The organism is Clostridium sulfidigenes (assembly GCF_000732635.1).
Taxonomy (GTDB): domain Bacteria; phylum Bacillota; class Clostridia; order Clostridiales; family Clostridiaceae; genus Clostridium_J; species Clostridium_J sulfidigenes.
The window spans coordinates 13,299-32,095 of sequence record NZ_JPMD01000053.1 but is presented as its reverse complement, the minus strand read 5'-3'; the positions used below and the strand labels follow the sequence as shown (position 1 = coordinate 32,095).

19 protein-coding genes are annotated in these 18,797 nt (G+C 28.7%); 5 read left to right on the top strand and 14 right to left on the bottom strand.

Translation table 11 applies throughout. The features are described 5' to 3' along the window. Nucleotides 1-12: 12 nt before the first annotated feature. The 6 genes from IO99_RS17070 to IO99_RS17050 form a co-directional block, all read right to left on the bottom strand. Complete coding sequence (locus IO99_RS17070) at nt 13-1,137, bottom strand: tetratricopeptide repeat protein (RefSeq protein WP_242844147.1); 1,125 nt, start codon at nt 1,135-1,137, stop codon at nt 13-15. A 389-nt stretch (nt 1,138-1,526) separates the two neighbouring features. Then, entirely contained in the window at nt 1,527-1,697 is a 171-nt protein-coding gene (locus tag IO99_RS19205) for a hypothetical protein (RefSeq protein ID WP_156964390.1), read from the bottom strand. 167 nt (nt 1,698-1,864) lie between these two features. Beyond that, on the bottom strand, nt 1,865-2,776 hold the full coding sequence (locus IO99_RS17065; protein WP_035135605.1) for a ribonuclease H1 domain-containing protein: 912 nt from the start codon (nt 2,774-2,776) through the stop codon (nt 1,865-1,867). A gap of 25 nt (nt 2,777-2,801) precedes the next feature. Further along, nucleotides 2,802-3,794 (bottom strand): YkvA family protein, encoded by a 993-nt coding sequence (locus IO99_RS17060; protein WP_035135603.1) that lies wholly within the window; start codon nt 3,792-3,794, stop codon nt 2,802-2,804. 267 nt (nt 3,795-4,061) lie between these two features. Beyond that, on the bottom strand, nt 4,062-5,120 hold the full coding sequence (locus IO99_RS17055) for an HD-GYP domain-containing protein (protein WP_035135601.1): 1,059 nt from the start codon (nt 5,118-5,120) through the stop codon (nt 4,062-4,064). 20 nt (nt 5,121-5,140) lie between these two features. Further along, nucleotides 5,141-5,539 (bottom strand): DUF6762 family protein, encoded by a 399-nt coding sequence (locus IO99_RS17050; RefSeq protein ID WP_035135598.1) that lies wholly within the window; start codon nt 5,537-5,539, stop codon nt 5,141-5,143. An 88-nt stretch (nt 5,540-5,627) separates the two neighbouring features. On the opposite strand from IO99_RS17050, the gene IO99_RS17045 reads away from it, so the two are divergent. Beyond that, nucleotides 5,628-5,969 carry a hypothetical protein gene (locus IO99_RS17045; RefSeq protein WP_035135596.1) on the top strand — a complete coding sequence of 114 codons (342 nt, stop codon included), beginning with the start codon at nt 5,628-5,630 and terminating at the stop codon, nt 5,967-5,969. A 115-nt stretch (nt 5,970-6,084) separates the two neighbouring features. On the opposite strand, the gene IO99_RS17040 is transcribed toward IO99_RS17045, so the two are convergent. Next, nucleotides 6,085-7,539, bottom strand: coding sequence for an aminoacyl-histidine dipeptidase (locus IO99_RS17040; RefSeq protein WP_423219435.1), 1,455 nt, complete (start codon nt 7,537-7,539; stop codon nt 6,085-6,087). Nucleotides 7,540-7,557: 18 nt separating this feature from the next. Further along, nucleotides 7,558-8,109, bottom strand: coding sequence for a manganese efflux pump MntP (locus IO99_RS17035; protein WP_035135592.1), 552 nt, complete (start codon nt 8,107-8,109; stop codon nt 7,558-7,560). Nucleotides 8,110-8,325: 216 nt separating this feature from the next. On the opposite strand from IO99_RS17035, the gene IO99_RS17030 reads away from it, so the two are divergent. Beyond that, a complete protein-coding gene (locus IO99_RS17030) occupies nt 8,326-9,264 on the top strand; it encodes a magnesium transporter CorA family protein (protein ID WP_035135590.1) in 939 nt (312 codons plus the stop codon). A gap of 150 nt (nt 9,265-9,414) precedes the next feature. Next, a complete protein-coding gene (locus tag IO99_RS17025) occupies nt 9,415-10,089 on the top strand; it encodes a DUF4397 domain-containing protein (protein ID WP_051824277.1) in 675 nt (224 codons plus the stop codon). 108 nt (nt 10,090-10,197) lie between these two features. Here the strand turns inward: IO99_RS17025 and IO99_RS17020 are convergent, their stop codons facing one another. From IO99_RS17020 to IO99_RS16995, 6 genes are all read right to left on the bottom strand, one after another. Continuing rightward, complete coding sequence (locus IO99_RS17020) at nt 10,198-12,228, bottom strand: ABC transporter ATP-binding protein (RefSeq protein WP_035135588.1); 2,031 nt, start codon at nt 12,226-12,228, stop codon at nt 10,198-10,200. Nucleotides 12,229-12,230: 2 nt separating this feature from the next. Continuing rightward, a complete protein-coding gene (locus IO99_RS17015) occupies nt 12,231-13,982 on the bottom strand; it encodes an ABC transporter ATP-binding protein (protein ID WP_035135586.1) in 1,752 nt (583 codons plus the stop codon). Between the two features lie 192 nt (nt 13,983-14,174). Further along, a complete protein-coding gene (locus IO99_RS17010; RefSeq protein ID WP_035135584.1) occupies nt 14,175-14,630 on the bottom strand; it encodes a PadR family transcriptional regulator in 456 nt (151 codons plus the stop codon). A gap of 6 nt (nt 14,631-14,636) precedes the next feature. Then, nucleotides 14,637-15,485 (bottom strand): DegV family protein, encoded by an 849-nt coding sequence (locus tag IO99_RS17005; RefSeq protein WP_035135582.1) that lies wholly within the window; start codon nt 15,483-15,485, stop codon nt 14,637-14,639. Nucleotides 15,486-15,625: 140 nt separating this feature from the next. Further along, nucleotides 15,626-15,853, bottom strand: coding sequence for a DUF1450 domain-containing protein (locus tag IO99_RS17000; protein WP_035135580.1), 228 nt, complete (start codon nt 15,851-15,853; stop codon nt 15,626-15,628). A gap of 147 nt (nt 15,854-16,000) precedes the next feature. Continuing rightward, nucleotides 16,001-16,933, bottom strand: a complete 933-nt coding sequence (locus tag IO99_RS16995; RefSeq protein ID WP_035135578.1) for a metal ABC transporter solute-binding protein, Zn/Mn family — start codon at nt 16,931-16,933, stop codon at nt 16,001-16,003. A gap of 257 nt (nt 16,934-17,190) precedes the next feature. On the opposite strand from IO99_RS16995, the gene IO99_RS16990 reads away from it, so the two are divergent. Beyond that, a complete protein-coding gene (locus IO99_RS16990) occupies nt 17,191-17,850 on the top strand; it encodes a metal ABC transporter ATP-binding protein (protein ID WP_035135576.1) in 660 nt (219 codons plus the stop codon). Beyond that, a complete protein-coding gene (locus tag IO99_RS16985; protein ID WP_035135574.1) occupies nt 17,837-18,637 on the top strand; it encodes a metal ABC transporter permease in 801 nt (266 codons plus the stop codon). Before IO99_RS16990 ends, IO99_RS16985 begins: the two co-directional genes overlap by 14 nt. Nucleotides 18,638-18,797 lie beyond the last annotated feature (160 nt).

Below are 18,797 nucleotides of genomic sequence, written 5' to 3'. Positions count from 1 at the left end.
TATCCCCCATTTTTAAAAATCCGTTAAGCATTTTGTTTCTTCAAGAATCCTAACCCCTTCATCTAAATATTTTCTAGCTTCTTCTTCTCTTCCTAAGTCCATGTAGAATTTTCCTAAGGCAATAGCAATCTCAGCACTTTCCTTATGATAATTCATTTTTTCTGTATAGTTTAAAGCATCTATTAAAGTTCTTTCAGCTTCTTCATACTTCTTCTCTAGTAACTCAATTTTATATTTAAGAATATGGTACTTATACATTAAAGTACAATCTGTTACACTTAAATTTTGCATATTAGATACTATCTGTTCTAGTACCTTTTTTGCATTTATTTCATCTTTTAATTTTATATAGTTATTACAAATCAACATTAAAGTATTAACAGTAGACTCCTCAGAAAGCCTTTCTTTAATAGCTTTAGCATCTAAAAGATATTCAAAGGACCTGTCTACATATCCATATTCTGAAAACATTTCTCCTAACCCTGACATTAAATCTGTAATTAAAATACTTTGTTGTCTAGTTCTAAAGAGATTCAAACTTTTTTCAGTGTATGCAATAGCCTGGTTTAAGTTACCCTCTTTAAACCTTACTTGTCCAATCTTCATAAATGATTCTCCATAGTTTCTCGAATCCTTTAGTTTTAAAAGTTTTTCTTCAGCATATTTCATATACTCTATTGCTTCTTTATCAATTCCCATTTTATTAAGAGTTTTGCTTATGTAATAATAAACCTTACCCATAGCAACTTCATTATATACATCACTTTCTTCAAACACCTTCTCTGCTTGTTGAAAATAGCTATATGCAGAATGATATGCATCAAGTTCAAGAGTAATTTTGCCTAGAAGCATAAATACTTTAATAATTTCGTCACTACAATTATATTTAATATATATATTATTAGCTGAAAGTAGTAACTCCTGAGCTTCATCATATTCTTTTTTCTTTTCATGTATTAAGGCTTTTAAATACAAATTAGTTGCCATATTTAATTCAAGACCATATTTTTCAATATATAAAAATGAATCTTCTAATGCCTTCCAAGCTATCTCCAAATTATTATTTAATATATTAGATTCCGCGATATTTTGATAGTATATACAAATCTTGCTTGCTTGCGTTTCTTCAGTCTCCATAAGGTGTTCTACCGAAACTTTTAATGCACCTGCTAAATATTCTAACAAGTCCATGCTAGGATTAGATTTACCTGATTCAATTAAACTTATTTGACCAGCAGTTATTCTATCTCCAGCCAGATTTTTCAGAGTTAAATCAAGCTCCTTTCTCCTTTTTTTTTATTTTTTCTCCTAAAGATAAAATTTCCATAAATTCATCCTCTTCTCTTAGCAAATGCTTCCTAATTACTTCAGATAATTATACCCCTATATTGTATCATAAACAAACAAAATACACAAAAATAAATGTCTTAAATTTTTATTAAATGTGAGTTAATTTAATCAGTTTTATTGTATTATATTAAACTTTATTTAAAATAAAGATAGCTAGAGCAGAAAATCTGCTCTAGCTATCTTAAAGGAACCATTGCTTTATTAAACATATCTTCAGCTCTATGTTGAAATCTCTTAGCCTTTTTCCTTAATTTTCTTTTAGTTCTTCCATCCATTGAAGGCATTACGTAATTAACAGCTAAGGCTAAACTTGCTATCAACACCATAATCTTTAATAACATTTTCATAAAATACACATCCCTTCTCATTGTATACTTATCTACCTAAAATTCCATAGAATTTTCCATATAAATAAATATTTTAGGTTACAATAATATTTACTTATTCATAATTAGTAGATCTTAAGTATGTTTATAGGATGCACATATTTCTAATTTATATGCCTATAATTAATTTATTTTAAGTTTTGAATTAATTCTAATATAATTTTATCCTTAACCTCTATAGGTACACATTTTAAATATTTTTCTCTCTCATTTATATCTATACTATTTAAGTGTTCTACTATTCTGGCAATGTTATATTTATCTTCAATTCCTATAGTACTATGAACATCTAGAGACATAACGTTACTAATATTTTTCTTAATAATTTTAGAAAGTTTATTTTTAACGTCACTAGTAGCAACCCTTAAAGTATTATTTTCAACAGCTTTATCTACTACAGAATCAAATTCTACCCCAGCACCACTTTTTGCCAACTCATCTGCAATATCGTTATATAAATCATTAGTATGACTATCTACCTTAACAAATATAATGTTTATATTACCTTCTTTTTTTAACTTGTTAATAACTTCATAGTATTCCTTTGATAAAACTGTATTTCTCTCCCATGCACCTGTTGCATGTTGACAGACTCCAGCATAATCATAAAATAATACTATTTCTCTATAGTTATTATCTAATGCATATTTTACACCATTTATAGCAGCTTTCAGCTCTCCATTTACTTGCCTTTGATTGCACTGATTATTCTTGCCTCCACCATAGTTGACATATGTAATTATATCCTTTTCAATTACAAGTACCCCATATCCAAACTCTTCTGTAGATATGTTATAGCTACCATCAACATATATATGAGGCACATCTAAAGGATAGTTGTCCACACCTTTCTTTAATTCTGAACTATTATCTAAATAATCTTTTGCCTCTTTTTCTGTTAAAAAACTCTTATATATAGCACCTTTCGCTCCTTTTACATAGGAAAGACACTCACTCCAACTTTTAACAATAATATTATTAACGTCTATATTATTATTAAAATCTCTTCCTTTTTTTATTGCATAATATTTAGTTGCCATAATAACCCCTACCTTAAACGTAGATTTATTTAGTAAAAAATACTATAGTCTTTTTTATAGATATTCTTACTACATCTACCATTTTTCTTATTTCTTTTGCTCCAAACTTGTCATTTAGTAAAGTCATAGCTTCTCTAGAAACCTCTATAATATTGCCCTGCCCTTCCCAATTATCGAGAATTATTTCTTCCGGAATATCACAAAGCACTTTTTGAAGTATAAAAAATGTAACTGCTAAATCATCAATTTTACCTATAATAGGTACTGTATCTGGCAATATATCTAAAGGAAACAAAAGATATCCTAAAGCAATAGATATATTAAACTTTACCTCTTTTGCTACTCTTTTATCCTTATATAACCTCATAAATAAAGCAATTATATCTGGTATCATCACTACATAGGGATACATCTTTTCATATTTTACAGAAAATTTTTCTTTAAATTCTTTTCTAAACCTTCTATAAGTATACTCTTTATGATTATCTAAATTTTTTTTATTAGATTCTACATTGGAAATTGGCACCTCTTCTTCATGTTTTTCTTCACTTTTATCATTTTCATTTTTAAAATTAAAATTACTAACCTCTGCTTCAAGACCATATGGGATTATAGATAAATCTTCTAATTTAAAATCAACCATCGGTATAACTTTACATAACCTGTATAAATCTACAATTATCATATTATCAGTAAATTCTATACCAAAATTAACCACTTTTGAGCTAATTACTTTTAATGCTACATTTACAATGCCTTTAAATATTTTAAGACTCTTTACATTAATTTTATCTATACTTAAATACAGTTTATTATTTTCAACTTTGTTTATAGATATATCAACAGAAAAAGGAATAGATACTTTATGCTTATAACTTCCAACTACATTAATATTTTTATCTACTAATATTTTGTCAATTTTAAGTCCTTCAACGGGTACATAGTCTCTTAATACATCTACAATTATACTGTATAAATCTTTTTCTGTTATTGAAATCTTTATATTAGATATCTTCATTTTACTTTACCTCCAATTGTACTTTAATCATAATAGAAACAGAGTTCTTTGTTTCAGATGGAGTTTTTACACCATCTGAATAGAAATCGTTATCCAAGACGTAGCAACTCTTTACTCCCACTTTGAAGAAGATGGAAGTATTAGAGCCGGTAGTCACATGGTAAAATATGTTTATAAATACGCCAAATTTCTATATCAAAACCAAAAGGACATACCTCAATTATACAGCATAATTAAAAACAGTACATCCCTCAATCCATATATTTATTAAATTACACATTGAATAATTAAATTAATTTTTTCCAACAAATTAATTTCATAAAATCTTACTGGTTTTCTAGTTTCATGATCATATAGTACTCTTATTATAGGCCTATCGGGGAACCCTTTGTTCTGACTTATAACATATCCTTCTACTCCATTAGAAAGTTTAACACAACATCCTAATGGATACACTGAAAACGTTTCTTTAAATGTGCGTACTAATTTTTCATCAAACTGACTTCCTGATCCAGAAAGTATAAGCTCATAAGCTTGATTAGGCTCAAACCTTTTTCTATAGCTTCTATCACTAGTTACTGCATCATATACATCGCATATTCCTACGATCTTACCAAATCTTGAAATTTCATCCCCTTGCAATCCATAAGGATATCCTTTTCCATTAATTTTTTCATGATGCTGCTCTACTCCTTCAATTGCACTAGCTGGAATTTTATAATTTTTACTCAATATTTCCACACCATAAATTGGATGTTTCTTCATGACTTCAAACTCCTCATCAGAAAGCTTCCCATTTTTATTAATTATACCTGCAGGCACTTTTATTTTTCCTACATCATGTAGCATTCCACATATACCCAATTCTCGTACTGCCCACTTTTTCATTCCAAGGCTCATTCCTAAAAACACTGACATAATTCCAGTATTTATACTATGCAAAAAAGTGTAGTTATCATGAGTTTTTACATCATTTAAACATTTATTCACATCTTCAATTTCCATTATATAATTCAATAACTGATCCATATTTTCTAAATATTCATCTCCACATGAACCGACTATACTTCCTATACCCCTTGATATGTTCTTTAAACTTTTCATAGTGGCTTGTTTTAGTACTATTAGTTTTTCATCTACTATGTCTATATCCTCTAATCGTTCATCCTCAACATAAACATAATATACTCCTAACTCTTCAAGTCTTTTTATGTATGCACTGCTAAGACTCATACCAGCTTTTAATAATATTCTTCCATCATCTCCATATACATGTTTACCAAGTATATCTGATTCATTAACTCTACATATATGTTCTAATCTCATGATTCTCCCCCAATTATGTACTATTGATATTCCTCACATTTTCCTTCTATATCAATAAAAACTTTTTCTAAAGCTTCCTTAATTCTTGTACATACATTGTTTAATCTATTATTTAGCACATTATGATCTTCATCGTAATCAAAAGTAACAATCCAAGTAGGATTAAATTCCTCATCATAAATTTCTATAGAATCAACCAAATCAGTTAAACTTTCATCATCGAACAAATCATATATGGCTGAAAATTCCCACTCCTCTACATCTTTATTAGTATCAAAATATAAATTTACCTTTTCACCATCATAAAATAGTTTAGTAATATATTCTGCACCTTCGTTAACCTCATAGCTTCCAAGCTCTCTTGTAAAAAATTTTGTCTCTTTATCCTTTTCCATTAATACAATAGCAGAAAAATCCATTATCATACCCTCCTAATATCTTTGTAATTTATTTACATAAATTACTTTAAATGCTATAATTGATTATATTCTTAAAGGAGTGTGAATTATGAATCTTATAAAAAATCTTAAAAAATTCAAAACTCTTTCCCTCATATCTTTAATTATTATAATTACTACTTATATAATTGTTTTTAGCTACACTAACTTTAAATGTAAAAACTTAGATTATGCTATAAAAAAATATTCCACTTCTGGTATTTTTAATAAATATAAATTATATTCCCTAGAAGACTTTAACATTAAGTTTTCAGATGGTAATATATGTATAGCAGAAGTAAATGGCATAGAAGGAAAAAGCCCATATAAAACCACAACGTATAATCTTCACTTAGTAAAACATAAATCTGGCAAATGGAAACTATCTGAAATATCTCCTAATAACAATTGATTTTTCCCAAAAACACAACTATTTTAGTATACCTTAGTAGCCATAAATATACAACAATAAACAACTCCCCTTAAGATAATATTTATTGTTACCTTAAGGGGAGCATTTGTTCTTCCTATCTTATTTCTGCTAATACACTTAATAAGTAATCATACATTCTATCTAGTGAAGAAATACTTACATGCTCATCTGGTGTGTGAACATCAAAAATATTTGGCCCAAAGGAAATCTGATCTATATTCCCATTAAATTTATCTCCAATTAATCCGCATTCAAGTCCTGCATGAATTGCAGATATCTCTGCTTTATTACCAAATTTATTTTCGTAAACTTGTTCAAATACAGTTCTAATTTTAGATTCTGGATTATACTGCCACTCAGGATAATCTGATTCAAGTTCTATAACACAATTCATTATTTCAGCAAGTACTGTCATTCGATCTACAATTGATTTTTTTAAAGAAGCTACTGAACTTCTAACTGCATTGTCAAATTCTACAGCTTCACTAGTAGTAGTTACCACACCTACATTGGTAGAACTCTGTACTAACCCTGGTATTGCCATACTCATAGTTTGAACTCCATTTGGTAATAAGAATAATGTTCTTAGAACTTTCTGTCTAGTATCATCGCAGAATACTTTATCTACAGACTTAGTAACTTCATAGGTTAATTTCAAATCATCATCTATACCTTGTAATTCATTTATAAATATAGATGACCATTCTTTCACTTTTCCTTCAACTTTTAGTACATCTTCTGGTCTTACAGCTATAATAGCATCTGCTTCTCTTGGAATAGCATTCATTTTAGCTCCTCCATTTAAAGATGCTAGTTTAAAGTCTACAACTGAATTAAGATCCATTAAGAATCTACCCATCATTTTATTGGCATTTCCTCTTTCTTTCTTAATTTCCATACCAGAGTGTCCGCCTTTAAGTCCTCTTATTTTAATAGCTAATGAACTATAGTTTCCTTCTATATTCTCATAATTTGTTGGTACAGAGAATTTAAGTCTAACTCCTCCTGCACAACTTACTAACAGTACTCCTTCTTCTTCAGAGTCTATATTTATTAATATTCTTCCATTTAAATGGTCTGGATTTAAATTTGTAGCTCCACCCATTCCTGTTTCTTCTTCAGTAGTAATTAATACTTCTATAGGAGGGTGAGCTATTGTTTTATTATCAAGAATTGCAAGCGCATAAGCTACAGCAATACCATTATCCGCTCCTAATGTAGTTCCATTAGCCTTTATAAAGTCACCGTCTATAATAAATTCTATTGGATCCTTTTCAAAGTCATGTTCAGTTCCTTGATTTTTTTCACAAACCATATCCATATGCCCTTGTAAAATCACTATTGGAGCATTTTCATAACCACTAGTAGCTGGCTTCTTAATAATAACATTTAGTGCTTCATCTTGTTTAACTTCTAAATTTCTGTCCTTGGCAAACTTAACTAACCAATCGCTAACAGCCTTTTCATTTCCTGAACCTCTTGGTATTTCATTCATCTCTTTAAAAAATTTGATTGCCTCAAAGCTTTTTAAGTTTTTTAATGTTTCTATCATTTTAATCATCCTTTCCTAAAAGAAAATCATCTTTAATCCAAATAATATCAAAATTATGCCTCCTATATAATCAGCATATTTTCTTAATATATGGATTTTTCTTAGATACTTTGCTATTATAAATGCTAATATGCTCATAAAAAATGTTATCATACCAACAATAGCAGTAAAGAGTGTTAAGGTTACCATACTTTCTATCCTTGAGAAAGCAATAAATCCAATTACTATTGCATCAATGCTCACAGATATCCCTAAAATGAAGTACATTTTAAAGGTTATGACAATACTTTCTTCTTTTTCTATCATACCTTCCTTTATCATAAGTATACCAACTATTGCAATTACTATTCCCCCCATAACTGCAGGGACGGAAGCAATGTTCTCTGTAAATATTTTACCACCAAATCCTCCTAAAATAGAAAACAAAAATTGGAAAAAACCAAAAGAAATTGCAAAAGAAAACTTTTGTCTTGCCTTAGCCCCTCTATTTAATCCAATAGCTATTGCAATACCAAAAGCGTCTAATGAAACTGCTAAGGCTATGAATAGCAATTCTTCTATTGCCATAAAAGACCTCCTACAAATACAATAATTTAATATTATCATAAATTTATATTTTCAATAACAACATTAATATTAATATTATAATTCTAACTTATCAAAATTATGATTATAAATTAAATTATATGTACTATAATAATTATTACTTTTAAATATACAGTTGTCAATTAGAAATATAGTGTTAAAATATATTCATGAGTTTTATTATATGAGGTGATAACATTGATTACAATATTTAAAAGTGATACCTCGGGCCGTCTCACAGAAATCGATTCTATAGAACATGGCTCTTGGATTAGTATGATTAATCCATCCGATGAAGAAGTTCTTCTGATTACACAAAAACTTAACATTCCTCAAGATTTTATAAGAGCTGCCTTAGATGAAGAAGAAGGTTCAAGAATAGAATTTGAGAATAATGCTACTCTTGTAATTATAGATATTCCATTCACTGAAATGGATGATAATTCATTAACTTACGATACATATCCATTAGCAATAATATATACTGAAAGCGTAATTATAACTGTATGTCTTAAAAATAGTCCTGTATTATCAGATTTTACCATTGAAAAAATCTCTTCATTTTATACTTTTAAGAAGGTCAGATTTATGCTTCAAATATTATATAGAGCATCAAATTACTATTTATTATACCTAAGACAAATAAATAGAAAGAGTCTTTTGGTTGAAAAAACCCTTTATAAATCTTTAAAAAACAGAGAATTAATTCAATTATTTGCTCTTCAAAAATCCTTAGTATATTTCTCTACATCTTTGAAATCTAATGATTTAACCTTAGAAAAACTTTTAAAGCAGGAAATCCTTACAAAATATGATGAGGATAGAGATATTTTAGATGATGTGATGATAGAAAATCGTCAAGCTATAGAAATGTGTAGTATATATAGCGATGTCCTCACTGGTACTATGGATGTGTTTGCTTCTATAATTTCTAATAATCAAAACCAAGTTATGAAATACTTAACATCTGTAACTATAGTTATTTCTATTCCAACTTTAATATCAGGTCTTTTAGGTATGAATGTAGGTGGAATACCTTTTTTCAATGCCTCTGATGGATTTCTGTATATGTGTATAATTGTAGGATTAATAACTTTAGCCGTTACCTACTATCTTAGAAAAAAAGATATGTTTTAAATAATAAAAACCCAATAGAAATCTAGTATGTAATTATGAAGGTATTTATGGATAATTATATACTAGATTTTATATTGAATCCCCTTTTGTAACATTCCCTAATTATATTTCATATACTATATTTGATAATATTTTTATATGAGGTATATAATGCAATATATTAATGTTCCCTTTAATATTCCTACAAGAGTAGATGACATGATGAATTCTGAAGATAATATGTCAGCCTATGTTAGGGTTGCTCACATTGCAGCTAGAGCCCCTGATGTAGATATTTATGTAAATGATAAACTAACAATACCTAATCTTGAGTATAGAGATTTTACAACCTATATTAAACTTCCTTCTGGAACTTATAACATAAAGGTGTATAGAGCTAATAATACTGATTTTCCCTTGGCAGATGTTGATATTTTTATAGCACCCAAAAGTGTAACTACTATTGTAGCTTACATGCAAAGAAGAATGTTAAGCTTATACCCTGTGGATGAAACTCCGTTAACCTCTACAACTGATGGTAAAGCTAAAATTAGAATTGCTCAGTTTATTGAAAACATTCCACCTGTAGATGTAGTTCTTTCTAATGGTACTGTACTTTATAAAAATGTAAACTTTAAGGACATAAGAAATTATATTGAACTACCTATTGGTAGATATACTATGCTATTAAAATTAGCTAATACAGATATTGATATGTTATATGTTCCCAATATAAATCTAAAATCAGATAAATACTATACTCTTTATTTGATTGGTTTAGTTACTAATTTCCCAGCACCACAGATGTTAATTCCTTTAGATGGAATAAGTTATTTAAATATATAAATTTTGTTTCTTTAGTCTCTAAATCTTTATTAATTAATCTTTACACATTAACGTAAAAGCTAGCCCACAAGCTAGCCTTTACGTTTAATTTTTATTTAACTACTTTAATTATTGTCCTGCATATTGTAATTTATACAAATTGCTATAAAGCCCTTTTTTCTCTAATAGTTCTGAATGACTTCCAATTTCACGTATCCTACCCCTGTGCATTACAATAATTTTATCTGCATTTTTAATAGTTGACAATCTATGTGCTACTACTATAGTAGTTCGTCCTTTAGTTAATTTATTTAGAGCATCTTGAATTAAACTTTCTGTTTCAGTATCTATGTTAGCTGTAGCTTCATCTAAAACTAAAATTGGCGGGTTAAAAGCTAATGCTCTTGCAAATGCAATCAGTTGTCTCTCACCTTGAGAAAAGGTTGTTCCTCTCTCATTAACCTCAGCATTATATTTATCTGGTAACTTTTCAATAAATATATTTGCATTTACATATTTACATGCTTTTACAATCTCTTCGTCTGTTATATTCTCATTATTTAATCTTACATTTCCTTTTATATCACCAGCAAATAGAAATACATCTTGAAGCACTGTAGCTACATTTTTTCTAAGTTCGTCCTTAGACATTTCTTTAATACTAACTCCATCTATCAGGATTTCGCCCTTTTGAATATCATAAAGTCTAGTTATGAGACTTATTATTGAGGTTTTTCCTGCTCCCGTTGCTCCAACAAAGGCTACCGTTTCACCTTTTCTAATTCTAAAGCTTACATCTTTTAATACCCAATCTTCATCATTGTAGGCAAACCAAACATTTTTAAATTCAATATCTCCTTGGGCACGTCCTATATGTTTAGGCTCCTTTGGGTTTTTAATTATAGAATCATTATCTAATAACATAAATATACGCTCTGAGGAAGCCATAGAAGACTGAAGTATATCAAATTTCTCAGATAAATCAAATATTGGTTGAAATAGTTTTTGTATATATATTACAAATGCATATAACACTCCAAATTCTATTGTTAAATTTAGAACTGCTGTACCACCAACCCAAATTAATATGCATAGAGCTAATTGATAAGTCATATCCATAAGTGGTCTAAATATAGCAAATACTTTAATTTGTTCCATTGCAGCTGTGGAATATGATGTATTAATTTCATCAAATTCACTATACTTCTTACTTTCAACTCCAAATATCTGCACAGTCTTCATACCACTTATATTTTCAGATAAATTAGAGTTAATTCTAGATAATCTAGTTCTTACTTTCCTATAAGCTTCTCTATCATATTTTCTAAATATAAAGGTTAAAGCAACTACTAATGGAAGGGTTACAATTGATACTATTCCTAATTTTATATCTAATAGAAACATAGCAATTACAATGCCACTAACAAGAAATAAATCTTTGATTAAATATACTAAAACAGATGTGTACATTTCATTTAAGGTTTCTACATCATTTGTAATTCTAGTTACTAATCTTCCCACTGGACTCTTATCAAAGAAAGATAATGATAAACTCTCTACATGCTTAAATATTGCAGCTCTTATATTATATACAATCTTTTGACCAGTATACTGTAACAAATAAATTTGAATATAATTTAGTATAAATATTACTATATAAATTAGCAATATTATAATAGCATTCCACTTTATCAAATCTAAATCGTTAGTTCTTAATACTTTTATATCTTTTATAGTTATTTCATGAGCTTTAAATTCATTGTTATCTTGAAAAAACTTTTCACCTGATATTTCATAGGCTGTGTTTTTCCTTGGTTCACCCTCTATAACATAGGGCTCATTATTCTCATCATATACTATTGAAGCTCTTATTGCTCCATCTCTTTCTCCCCTTACTACATATTTATCCCCTATGGCTATTGAACTATTTTCAGCTTCTTCTATAATAGAATATTTTCCACTTAAAGGATTAATATTATTATCTATAACATTTTTTATTATGAAGGGAACAGACAAATCTAAGCACACTACTAAAAACATTATAATTACTACTATTCCCATTAGTCCTTTATATGGTAATGCAAATTTTAAGAGCCTTTTCATCAAAAGGGAGTCATATTGCTTATCTAATACTTCATCTTCCTGATTAAAGTTTTCCATAATTATATCTCCTCCTCTTCCATAATTTCTTGCTCAATCTGTTGTTTTTCATATATATCTTTATAAATTCCTGGCATATTTTTAAGCTCTTCATGTGTTCCTTCTTGAACAATTTCTCCTTGTTCTAGAACTATGATATTATGAGCATCCTTAATTGCTGAAATTCTATGAGATACTATAATAGAAGTTTTCTTCTTCATTACATCTTTTAAATTTTCAAGAATTATAGCCTCAGTTTTTGCATCTACTGCTGATAAACAATCATCTAAAATTAGGATATCAGGATCTTTAATAAGAGCTCTAGCTATAGAACATCTTTGTTTTTGACCTCCTGAAAGAGTTGTTCCTCTTTCTCCTACCATAGTTTCAAACTGCTTTGGAAAGTCTATTATATTATCATAAATATCTGCCTTTTTAGTTGCATCATGTATTTTTTCAATGCCTACTTCATGAAATGCAAGTCCTATATTTTCAGCTAAGCTAGTGGAAAATAAAAAAGGATCCTGTGATACAAACCCAATATTAGTTCTAAGACTATTTAAAGATATTCTATTTATATCTTTATCCCCTATAAAAATCTTTCCGTCTTCCACATTATAGAGTTTAAGCAATAAACTTATAAGAGTACTTTTACTGCTTCCAGTCTTACCCACAATCCCAAGAGTTTCTCCTTGCTTTACTCTTAAATTTATATTTTTAAGAGCTGGTGTTGTTGTATTATTATAGCTAAAAGTTAAATCCTTTATAACTATATCACCTTGTAATTTATCCACATATGATGTACAACAATCCACTATATCAGGTTTTGTATTTAAGACTTCTTCTATTCTTTCAAGGGATGCAAATCCTCTTTGTAAATTATTAATTACTTGTCCTATAGCCATCATTGGCCAAACTAAGTTTCCAAGATACATGTTAAAGGTCACAAAGTCCCCAAGAGATATTTTCCCCAAAACTACAAAAGTTCCCCCCACTACTATTAGTAATGCAAAGCTTAAGGATGAAATAAATTCTATCAAAGGAAAGAATACTCCCCAAATTCTTATAAATTCCATATTTACTTGAAAATTTTTATCATTCTCTTCTATGAACTTTTCATATTCCCTTTCCTCTTGAACAAAAGATTTAACTATTCTAATCCCTGAAAAATTTTCTTGAACTATATCTGTAAGTTTTGAAAAGCATCTTTGTACTTTTGTGAATTTTCTGTGTATTCTTTTGCCAAATTTCTGAGATACAAATGCTACAAAAGGAAGTGGGATTAATGATAACAAGGTAAGTGGTACATTAATAGTTAGCATAATAACAATAGTGGCAATAGTCAACACAACTGCATCAAAAAACATAATAACGCCGGGACCTAGTGCCATTCTTACAGCATTCAAGTCATTTGTTGCTAAAGCCATTAAATCTCCAGTTTTTCTTTCATTGTAAAAATTAGAAGATAATCCTTGTAGATGCTTAAAAAATTTACTTCTTATATCGTACTCTATTTTTCTTGAGGTACCATTTACATACATTCTCCACATAAATCTTCCAATAGCTATAACAGATGCTATAACTAATATATATATTATAGATTTAACTAAAGTATTTTTATTAGCACTTCCTAAGGCAAAACTATCTGTTAAAAAACCTAGAATTTTTGGTGGAACAAGTTGTAAAAAGTCTACTAGTATAAGAAAAAATATCCCTATAAAATATCGTTTCTTATATTGCTTTGCATACTTTAATAGTTCTTTAATTTTATCCATATTTCCCCCCTTGATTATAAATCTCCCCTATGATTTTAGAAATAATTAATTTTCTACTACATTTATATGATACAAGAAATTACCTTTTATTTCAATATTTTTACTTGTAACCAAAAAGCTTTTTCTCATAGAATTACTTATGTTAGTTTTTTATGCAAAAAATTCCATAAGTAAATTACTTATGGAATTTCTTTAATCATATAAGTCTTCTTTAATTATTTTAAAAACTTCTAATGCCTCTTCTATCTTTGATTTTAATAACTCTTTTTTATGTTCAAACTCTTCAATTCCTTTATTTGTAATCCTATATATCTTCTGGGATTTTTTTTCTTCATCCCAACTACCTTCAATAAATCCTTGTTTCTCCAGTTTTTTAAGCAATGGATATATTCCTCCTGTACTAGGTATCCAAAATCCATTAGTACGCTTTCCTATTTGATGAGATATATCATTTCCATTAGTAGGCCCCTGAACCAATATATATAATGTGTATATTGGCAATAATCCTTTAGTAAACACTTGGCCTACTGCTTCATTTTCTGTTTTTACCTTTCTAAGCTCTTGTAATTTTCTTTTATATTCTTCATAAAGTTTCTTTTCTTCAGCTTTTATATCATTTAGATCTCTCCCTAATTCATCCTCCACCATATCAACCTACTCCTTTTCATAGATAAGTACTCCTATGAATCCTGGTCCTGAATGAACACCTGATACTGGACTTAGATAACCTCCGAAGTTTACGAAGTTAGCATTTTTATGATCTTTAAATTTATCTAGCAATGTCATAGCCTCAGCCTCTGCTTCACCATGCATTATATGAATATCATATTTTTTATCATTTAATTTTGATACTACAACATCATAAATTTTATTTAAAGATTGTTTTCTTCCTCTAACCTTTGCATAAGTATAATACTCACCTTCCTTATCTACACTTACAATTGGTTTAAGATTTAAAAATTGAGCTATAGTTCCAGCTACCTTTCCAATTCTTCCCCCTCTTATAAGATATTCTAAGGTTCCTATAACAAAGTATATATTTATTCTATCAGTTATTTTAGGAAGTTCTGATACTATTTCATCAAAACTTTTTCCTTGTTTAATCATTTCTGCTGACTCTTCAATAAGTATAGTTTCACCCTTAGATATAGACTTAGAATCATGAACATAGGTCTTAATCTCAGGATGATCCTCTGATATTAGTTTAATTGCATTATTAAACCCTGATAATTTTGAAGAAATTGTTACTACTATTGCGTGAGTATATCCTTCTTTTTTTAATTCATCATACATTTCCTCCATATCTCTCATGGATGGTAATGAAGTGGTTGGTGCATTAGTTTCTAAAGTATCATATACATATTTAGATGTAATATCTACTCCATCACTATACTCCTTATCCCTATATATTATTTTAAAAGGTAATACCTTTACATTATACTTATCAACTATATCCTTAGTAATGTCACTAGCACTGTCAGTAATTAAAGCTATTTTTTCCATATTTATCACTCCTATATCTGTTCTATTATTATTATATATCAGTAATGAGTACATTATCAATAGTGATATATCAGAAGTGATAATATTATATGCAATTTTATTAAATTTAATTATTTTTTATTGATAATTTATTTTTAAAATTAAATTCTATGGACTTCTTCCTTAATAGAATTTAAAACCTCTTCTAAACTCTCATTCTCCACAAGTACTCCATCTACCCTGGCAATGTATTTGTGACTACACAAATTACATGCACCTATACACATATTTTCTGTTATCTTATTCTCATCACTAATAACTTTTTTTAATTCATCTACTAATTTTTCCTGTCCCTCATTACATTTACATGTACTAATTTTCTTTCCCATAGTTTTTTAATCCTTTCAACCTTTATTCGCAAATTATATAATTATTATATACTATAGTTCTTTATTTACAACCATCATTAAAGTTTATTTTCATGGAAAATTAGAGGCGCATACTATAAAGTACACGCCTTATTTTGCATTATATAATTATTTATTATTCATAGCACTGTATATAGTTTCTACATTGTATTTTAAAACATCGGAAAAAGATTTTCCGTCCTCGTTACTATGTAGAGTGTATATTTGTTTAGTCTGCGCTCCCACTTCTTTAGCTAAAGTATCCGAAAGCTGAGTACTAATTAATTCTTCAACAAAAATAGTTTTTATATTATTCCCTTTACAATATTCCATAAGATTTTGTAATTCCTTTGGTGATGGTTCTCCTTCTGCAAAAACCCCCTCTATACTCTTTTGTATAAGACCAAAATCTCTACATAAATACCCAAAGGTTGCATGACCTGTAACAAAATTTTTATTAGTTAGTTCTTTGAATTTTGGATTATACTCCTTAATTATGCTATCTATTTTTTCATTAAACTTCTTAAGGTTTTCTTCATAATACTCTTTATTTTTAGCATCCTTTTCTACCAAAGCATTTTTAATATTTTCACCTTGAATCTTTGCTTCACTTAATCCAAGCCAAGTATGAGGATCCTTGCCTGAATGATTATGTCCTTCATGTTCTCCATCTTCTTCATCTTCTTCATCAGCATTTATAAGTTCCACACCTTTGCTAGCTTCTACAACTATTAGTTCTTTTCCACTGATAGCTGCTTCTACATCCTCAATCCACGATTCCATGCCAGCTCCATTATAAATAAATATATCAGCCTCTTCTATGGCCTTCATATCCTTAGCCTTAATGTCAAAGTCATGGGGTTCACTACCTTCTGGTATAACACTTTCTATGCTAATCTTATCTCCCCCTATCTCCTCAGTTAAAGCCTTCATACCGTAAAAGGAAGTAACAATATTTATTGTGTTATCCTTTTCTTCATTATTCTTTGACTCTCTATTAGAACATGCTGTTAACATAACTACTATCAAAGTTAATGCTCCTAAAACCTTTAATTTCTTCATAATTTTCTCTCCTTCAATTGAAAATGATTTTCATAAGTAGTATAATTATATCATATTCGATTTTATTATCAACACTGACCTACAACTATTATGTACTAGGTCAGTGTTAATAATTTACATATATTACATTTTAAAATATTGTCATATTAATGAAAAATCATTCACTCATAGATAATTTTTATTATAATTTATTTAAACTATAGCTATAATATGTAAAATTATGGCTAGACTTATAATTGTAGAAAGGAGCAACACTAATGATCAAAATTAAAGACCTATGTTTTTCATATAATAATTCTAAGCCCTATATTATTGATAATCTTTCACTAAACATAGATAAAGAAAGTTATGTATCCATAATTGGTGCTAATGGTAGCTGTAAAAGCACCTTAATAAAGTTGATTTTAAATCTACTTACTCCTCAAAAGGGAAGTATTAATTTAACCTCTAAAAAAATTGGGTATGTTCCTCAGATTGTCGAAAGTTTTAATAGTTCTTTTCCTATAACTGTTTGGGAAATGCTTAATGCCCATAGAAATGTTCTTAAAATTAAAGATAAAGAGTCAATCACTGAAGCCCTAAAGAAAGTGGATATGCTTGAGTATAAAAATTCTCTTATTGGAAATTTATCTGGAGGTCAAAAACAAAAGATTTTTATTGCAAGGGCTATATTAGCAAATGAAGATATATTAATTCTAGATGAACCTTCCACTGGAGTTGATAGTAAAAGCATGAAAGAAATTTATGGGCTTATAGCCTCTTTAAATAAAAAGAATGGAGTTACCGTTATATCTGTAGAGCATAACTTAGAAACAGCTCTTCAAAATTCATCCCATATCCTTACCATGGAGAATGGCTTTGGAACTCTATATACATCTGAAGAGTACATAAGGAGGATTTCTAATGTTTCAATATGAATTTATGCAAAATGCCTTTTTAGCAGCCATATTCATATCCATACTATGTCCTATGGTAGGAGTATTTTTAGTGCTTAAAAGACATTCTATGATGGGTGATACCTTGGCTCACTCTGCCTTTGCTGGTGTTGCTATTGGACTAGTAATGGGATTTAATCCAATAATATGTGCATTTATATTTACAACCATATGTGGTTTATCCATAGAATTTCTTAGAGACTACTACAAAAAATATGCAGAACTTATTCTTTCTATAGTTTTGACCTTTAGTGTTGGTATAGGAATTACCCTTATAAGCACCGGAAAGGCTTCTGGAAACGTGAATAGCTATTTATTTGGAAGCATACTAACCGTTACTAAAGCAGACTTAATTATTATGGTTATTCTTAGTTGTATATCTATTGTAGTTATATACTTTTTATATGATAAGCTTCTTTATACTACCTTTGATGAAGAAGGTGCTAAGATTTCTGGTATAAATGTAAAAGCAGTAAACTATATATTTTCTTTACTTGTTGGAGCTACCATTTCTGTCTCTATACGTATAATGGGTATCCTTGTAATGTCATCAATGATTGCACTACCTGTAGCTACAGCTCTTCAACTAGATAAAGGCTTTAAACCCACTCTATTACTGTCTATCCTTTTTGGGTTTATAGATATAATATTAGGTCTTATTTTTTCATATATACTAAATTGTGCTCCTGGAGGTACTATAGCCTTAACCTCTGTTGTTATATTAATAGTAATTATTATATTTAAATCTACTTTTAAATCTAGAAATTAAAATATAAATAGCTATAATCTTAAAAAATTAAGATTATAGCTATTTAATATAATAATTATAAATCTAACCGATTTATCCGATGACTACCTGCTCTAATACTCCCATCTTTTTCAAAGTGGTGGGTAAAGAGCTACTATGTCCCTGGATAACGATTTCCCCT

What these genes read in the sequence shown, in the direction of transcription:
- IO99_RS17000 (WP_035135580.1), bottom strand. Translation starts at nt 15,853, where the DNA reads ATGGGAAAGAAAATTAGTACATGTAAATGTAATGAGGGACAGGAAAAA.
- IO99_RS16995 (WP_035135578.1), bottom strand. Translation starts at nt 16,933, where the DNA reads ATGAAGAAATTAAAGGTTTTAGGAGCATTAACTTTGATAGTAGTTATG.
- IO99_RS17050 (WP_035135598.1), bottom strand. Translation starts at nt 5,539, where the DNA reads ATGGATTTTTCTGCTATTGTATTAATGGAAAAGGATAAAGAGACAAAA.
- IO99_RS17005 (WP_035135582.1), bottom strand. Translation starts at nt 15,485, where the DNA reads ATGGAAAAAATAGCTTTAATTACTGACAGTGCTAGTGACATTACTAAG.
- IO99_RS17025 (WP_051824277.1), top strand. Translation starts at nt 9,415, where the DNA reads ATGCAATATATTAATGTTCCCTTTAATATTCCTACAAGAGTAGATGAC.
- IO99_RS17055 (WP_035135601.1), bottom strand. Translation starts at nt 5,120, where the DNA reads ATGAGATTAGAACATATATGTAGAGTTAATGAATCAGATATACTTGGT.
- IO99_RS17045 (WP_035135596.1), top strand. Translation starts at nt 5,628, where the DNA reads ATGAATCTTATAAAAAATCTTAAAAAATTCAAAACTCTTTCCCTCATA.
- IO99_RS17060 (WP_035135603.1), bottom strand. Translation starts at nt 3,794, where the DNA reads ATGAAGATATCTAATATAAAGATTTCAATAACAGAAAAAGATTTATAC.
- IO99_RS17015 (WP_035135586.1), bottom strand. Translation starts at nt 13,982, where the DNA reads ATGGATAAAATTAAAGAACTATTAAAGTATGCAAAGCAATATAAGAAA.
- IO99_RS16985 (WP_035135574.1), top strand. Translation starts at nt 17,837, where the DNA reads ATGTTTCAATATGAATTTATGCAAAATGCCTTTTTAGCAGCCATATTC.
- IO99_RS17010 (WP_035135584.1), bottom strand. Translation starts at nt 14,630, where the DNA reads ATGGTGGAGGATGAATTAGGGAGAGATCTAAATGATATAAAAGCTGAA.
- IO99_RS16990 (WP_035135576.1), top strand. Translation starts at nt 17,191, where the DNA reads ATGATCAAAATTAAAGACCTATGTTTTTCATATAATAATTCTAAGCCC.
- IO99_RS17070 (WP_242844147.1), bottom strand. Translation starts at nt 1,137, where the DNA reads ATGGAGACTGAAGAAACGCAAGCAAGCAAGATTTGTATATACTATCAA.
- IO99_RS17035 (WP_035135592.1), bottom strand. Translation starts at nt 8,109, where the DNA reads ATGGCAATAGAAGAATTGCTATTCATAGCCTTAGCAGTTTCATTAGAC.
- IO99_RS17065 (WP_035135605.1), bottom strand. Translation starts at nt 2,776, where the DNA reads ATGGCAACTAAATATTATGCAATAAAAAAAGGAAGAGATTTTAATAAT.
- IO99_RS19205 (WP_156964390.1), bottom strand. Translation starts at nt 1,697, where the DNA reads ATGAAAATGTTATTAAAGATTATGGTGTTGATAGCAAGTTTAGCCTTA.
- IO99_RS17020 (WP_035135588.1), bottom strand. Translation starts at nt 12,228, where the DNA reads ATGGAAAACTTTAATCAGGAAGATGAAGTATTAGATAAGCAATATGAC.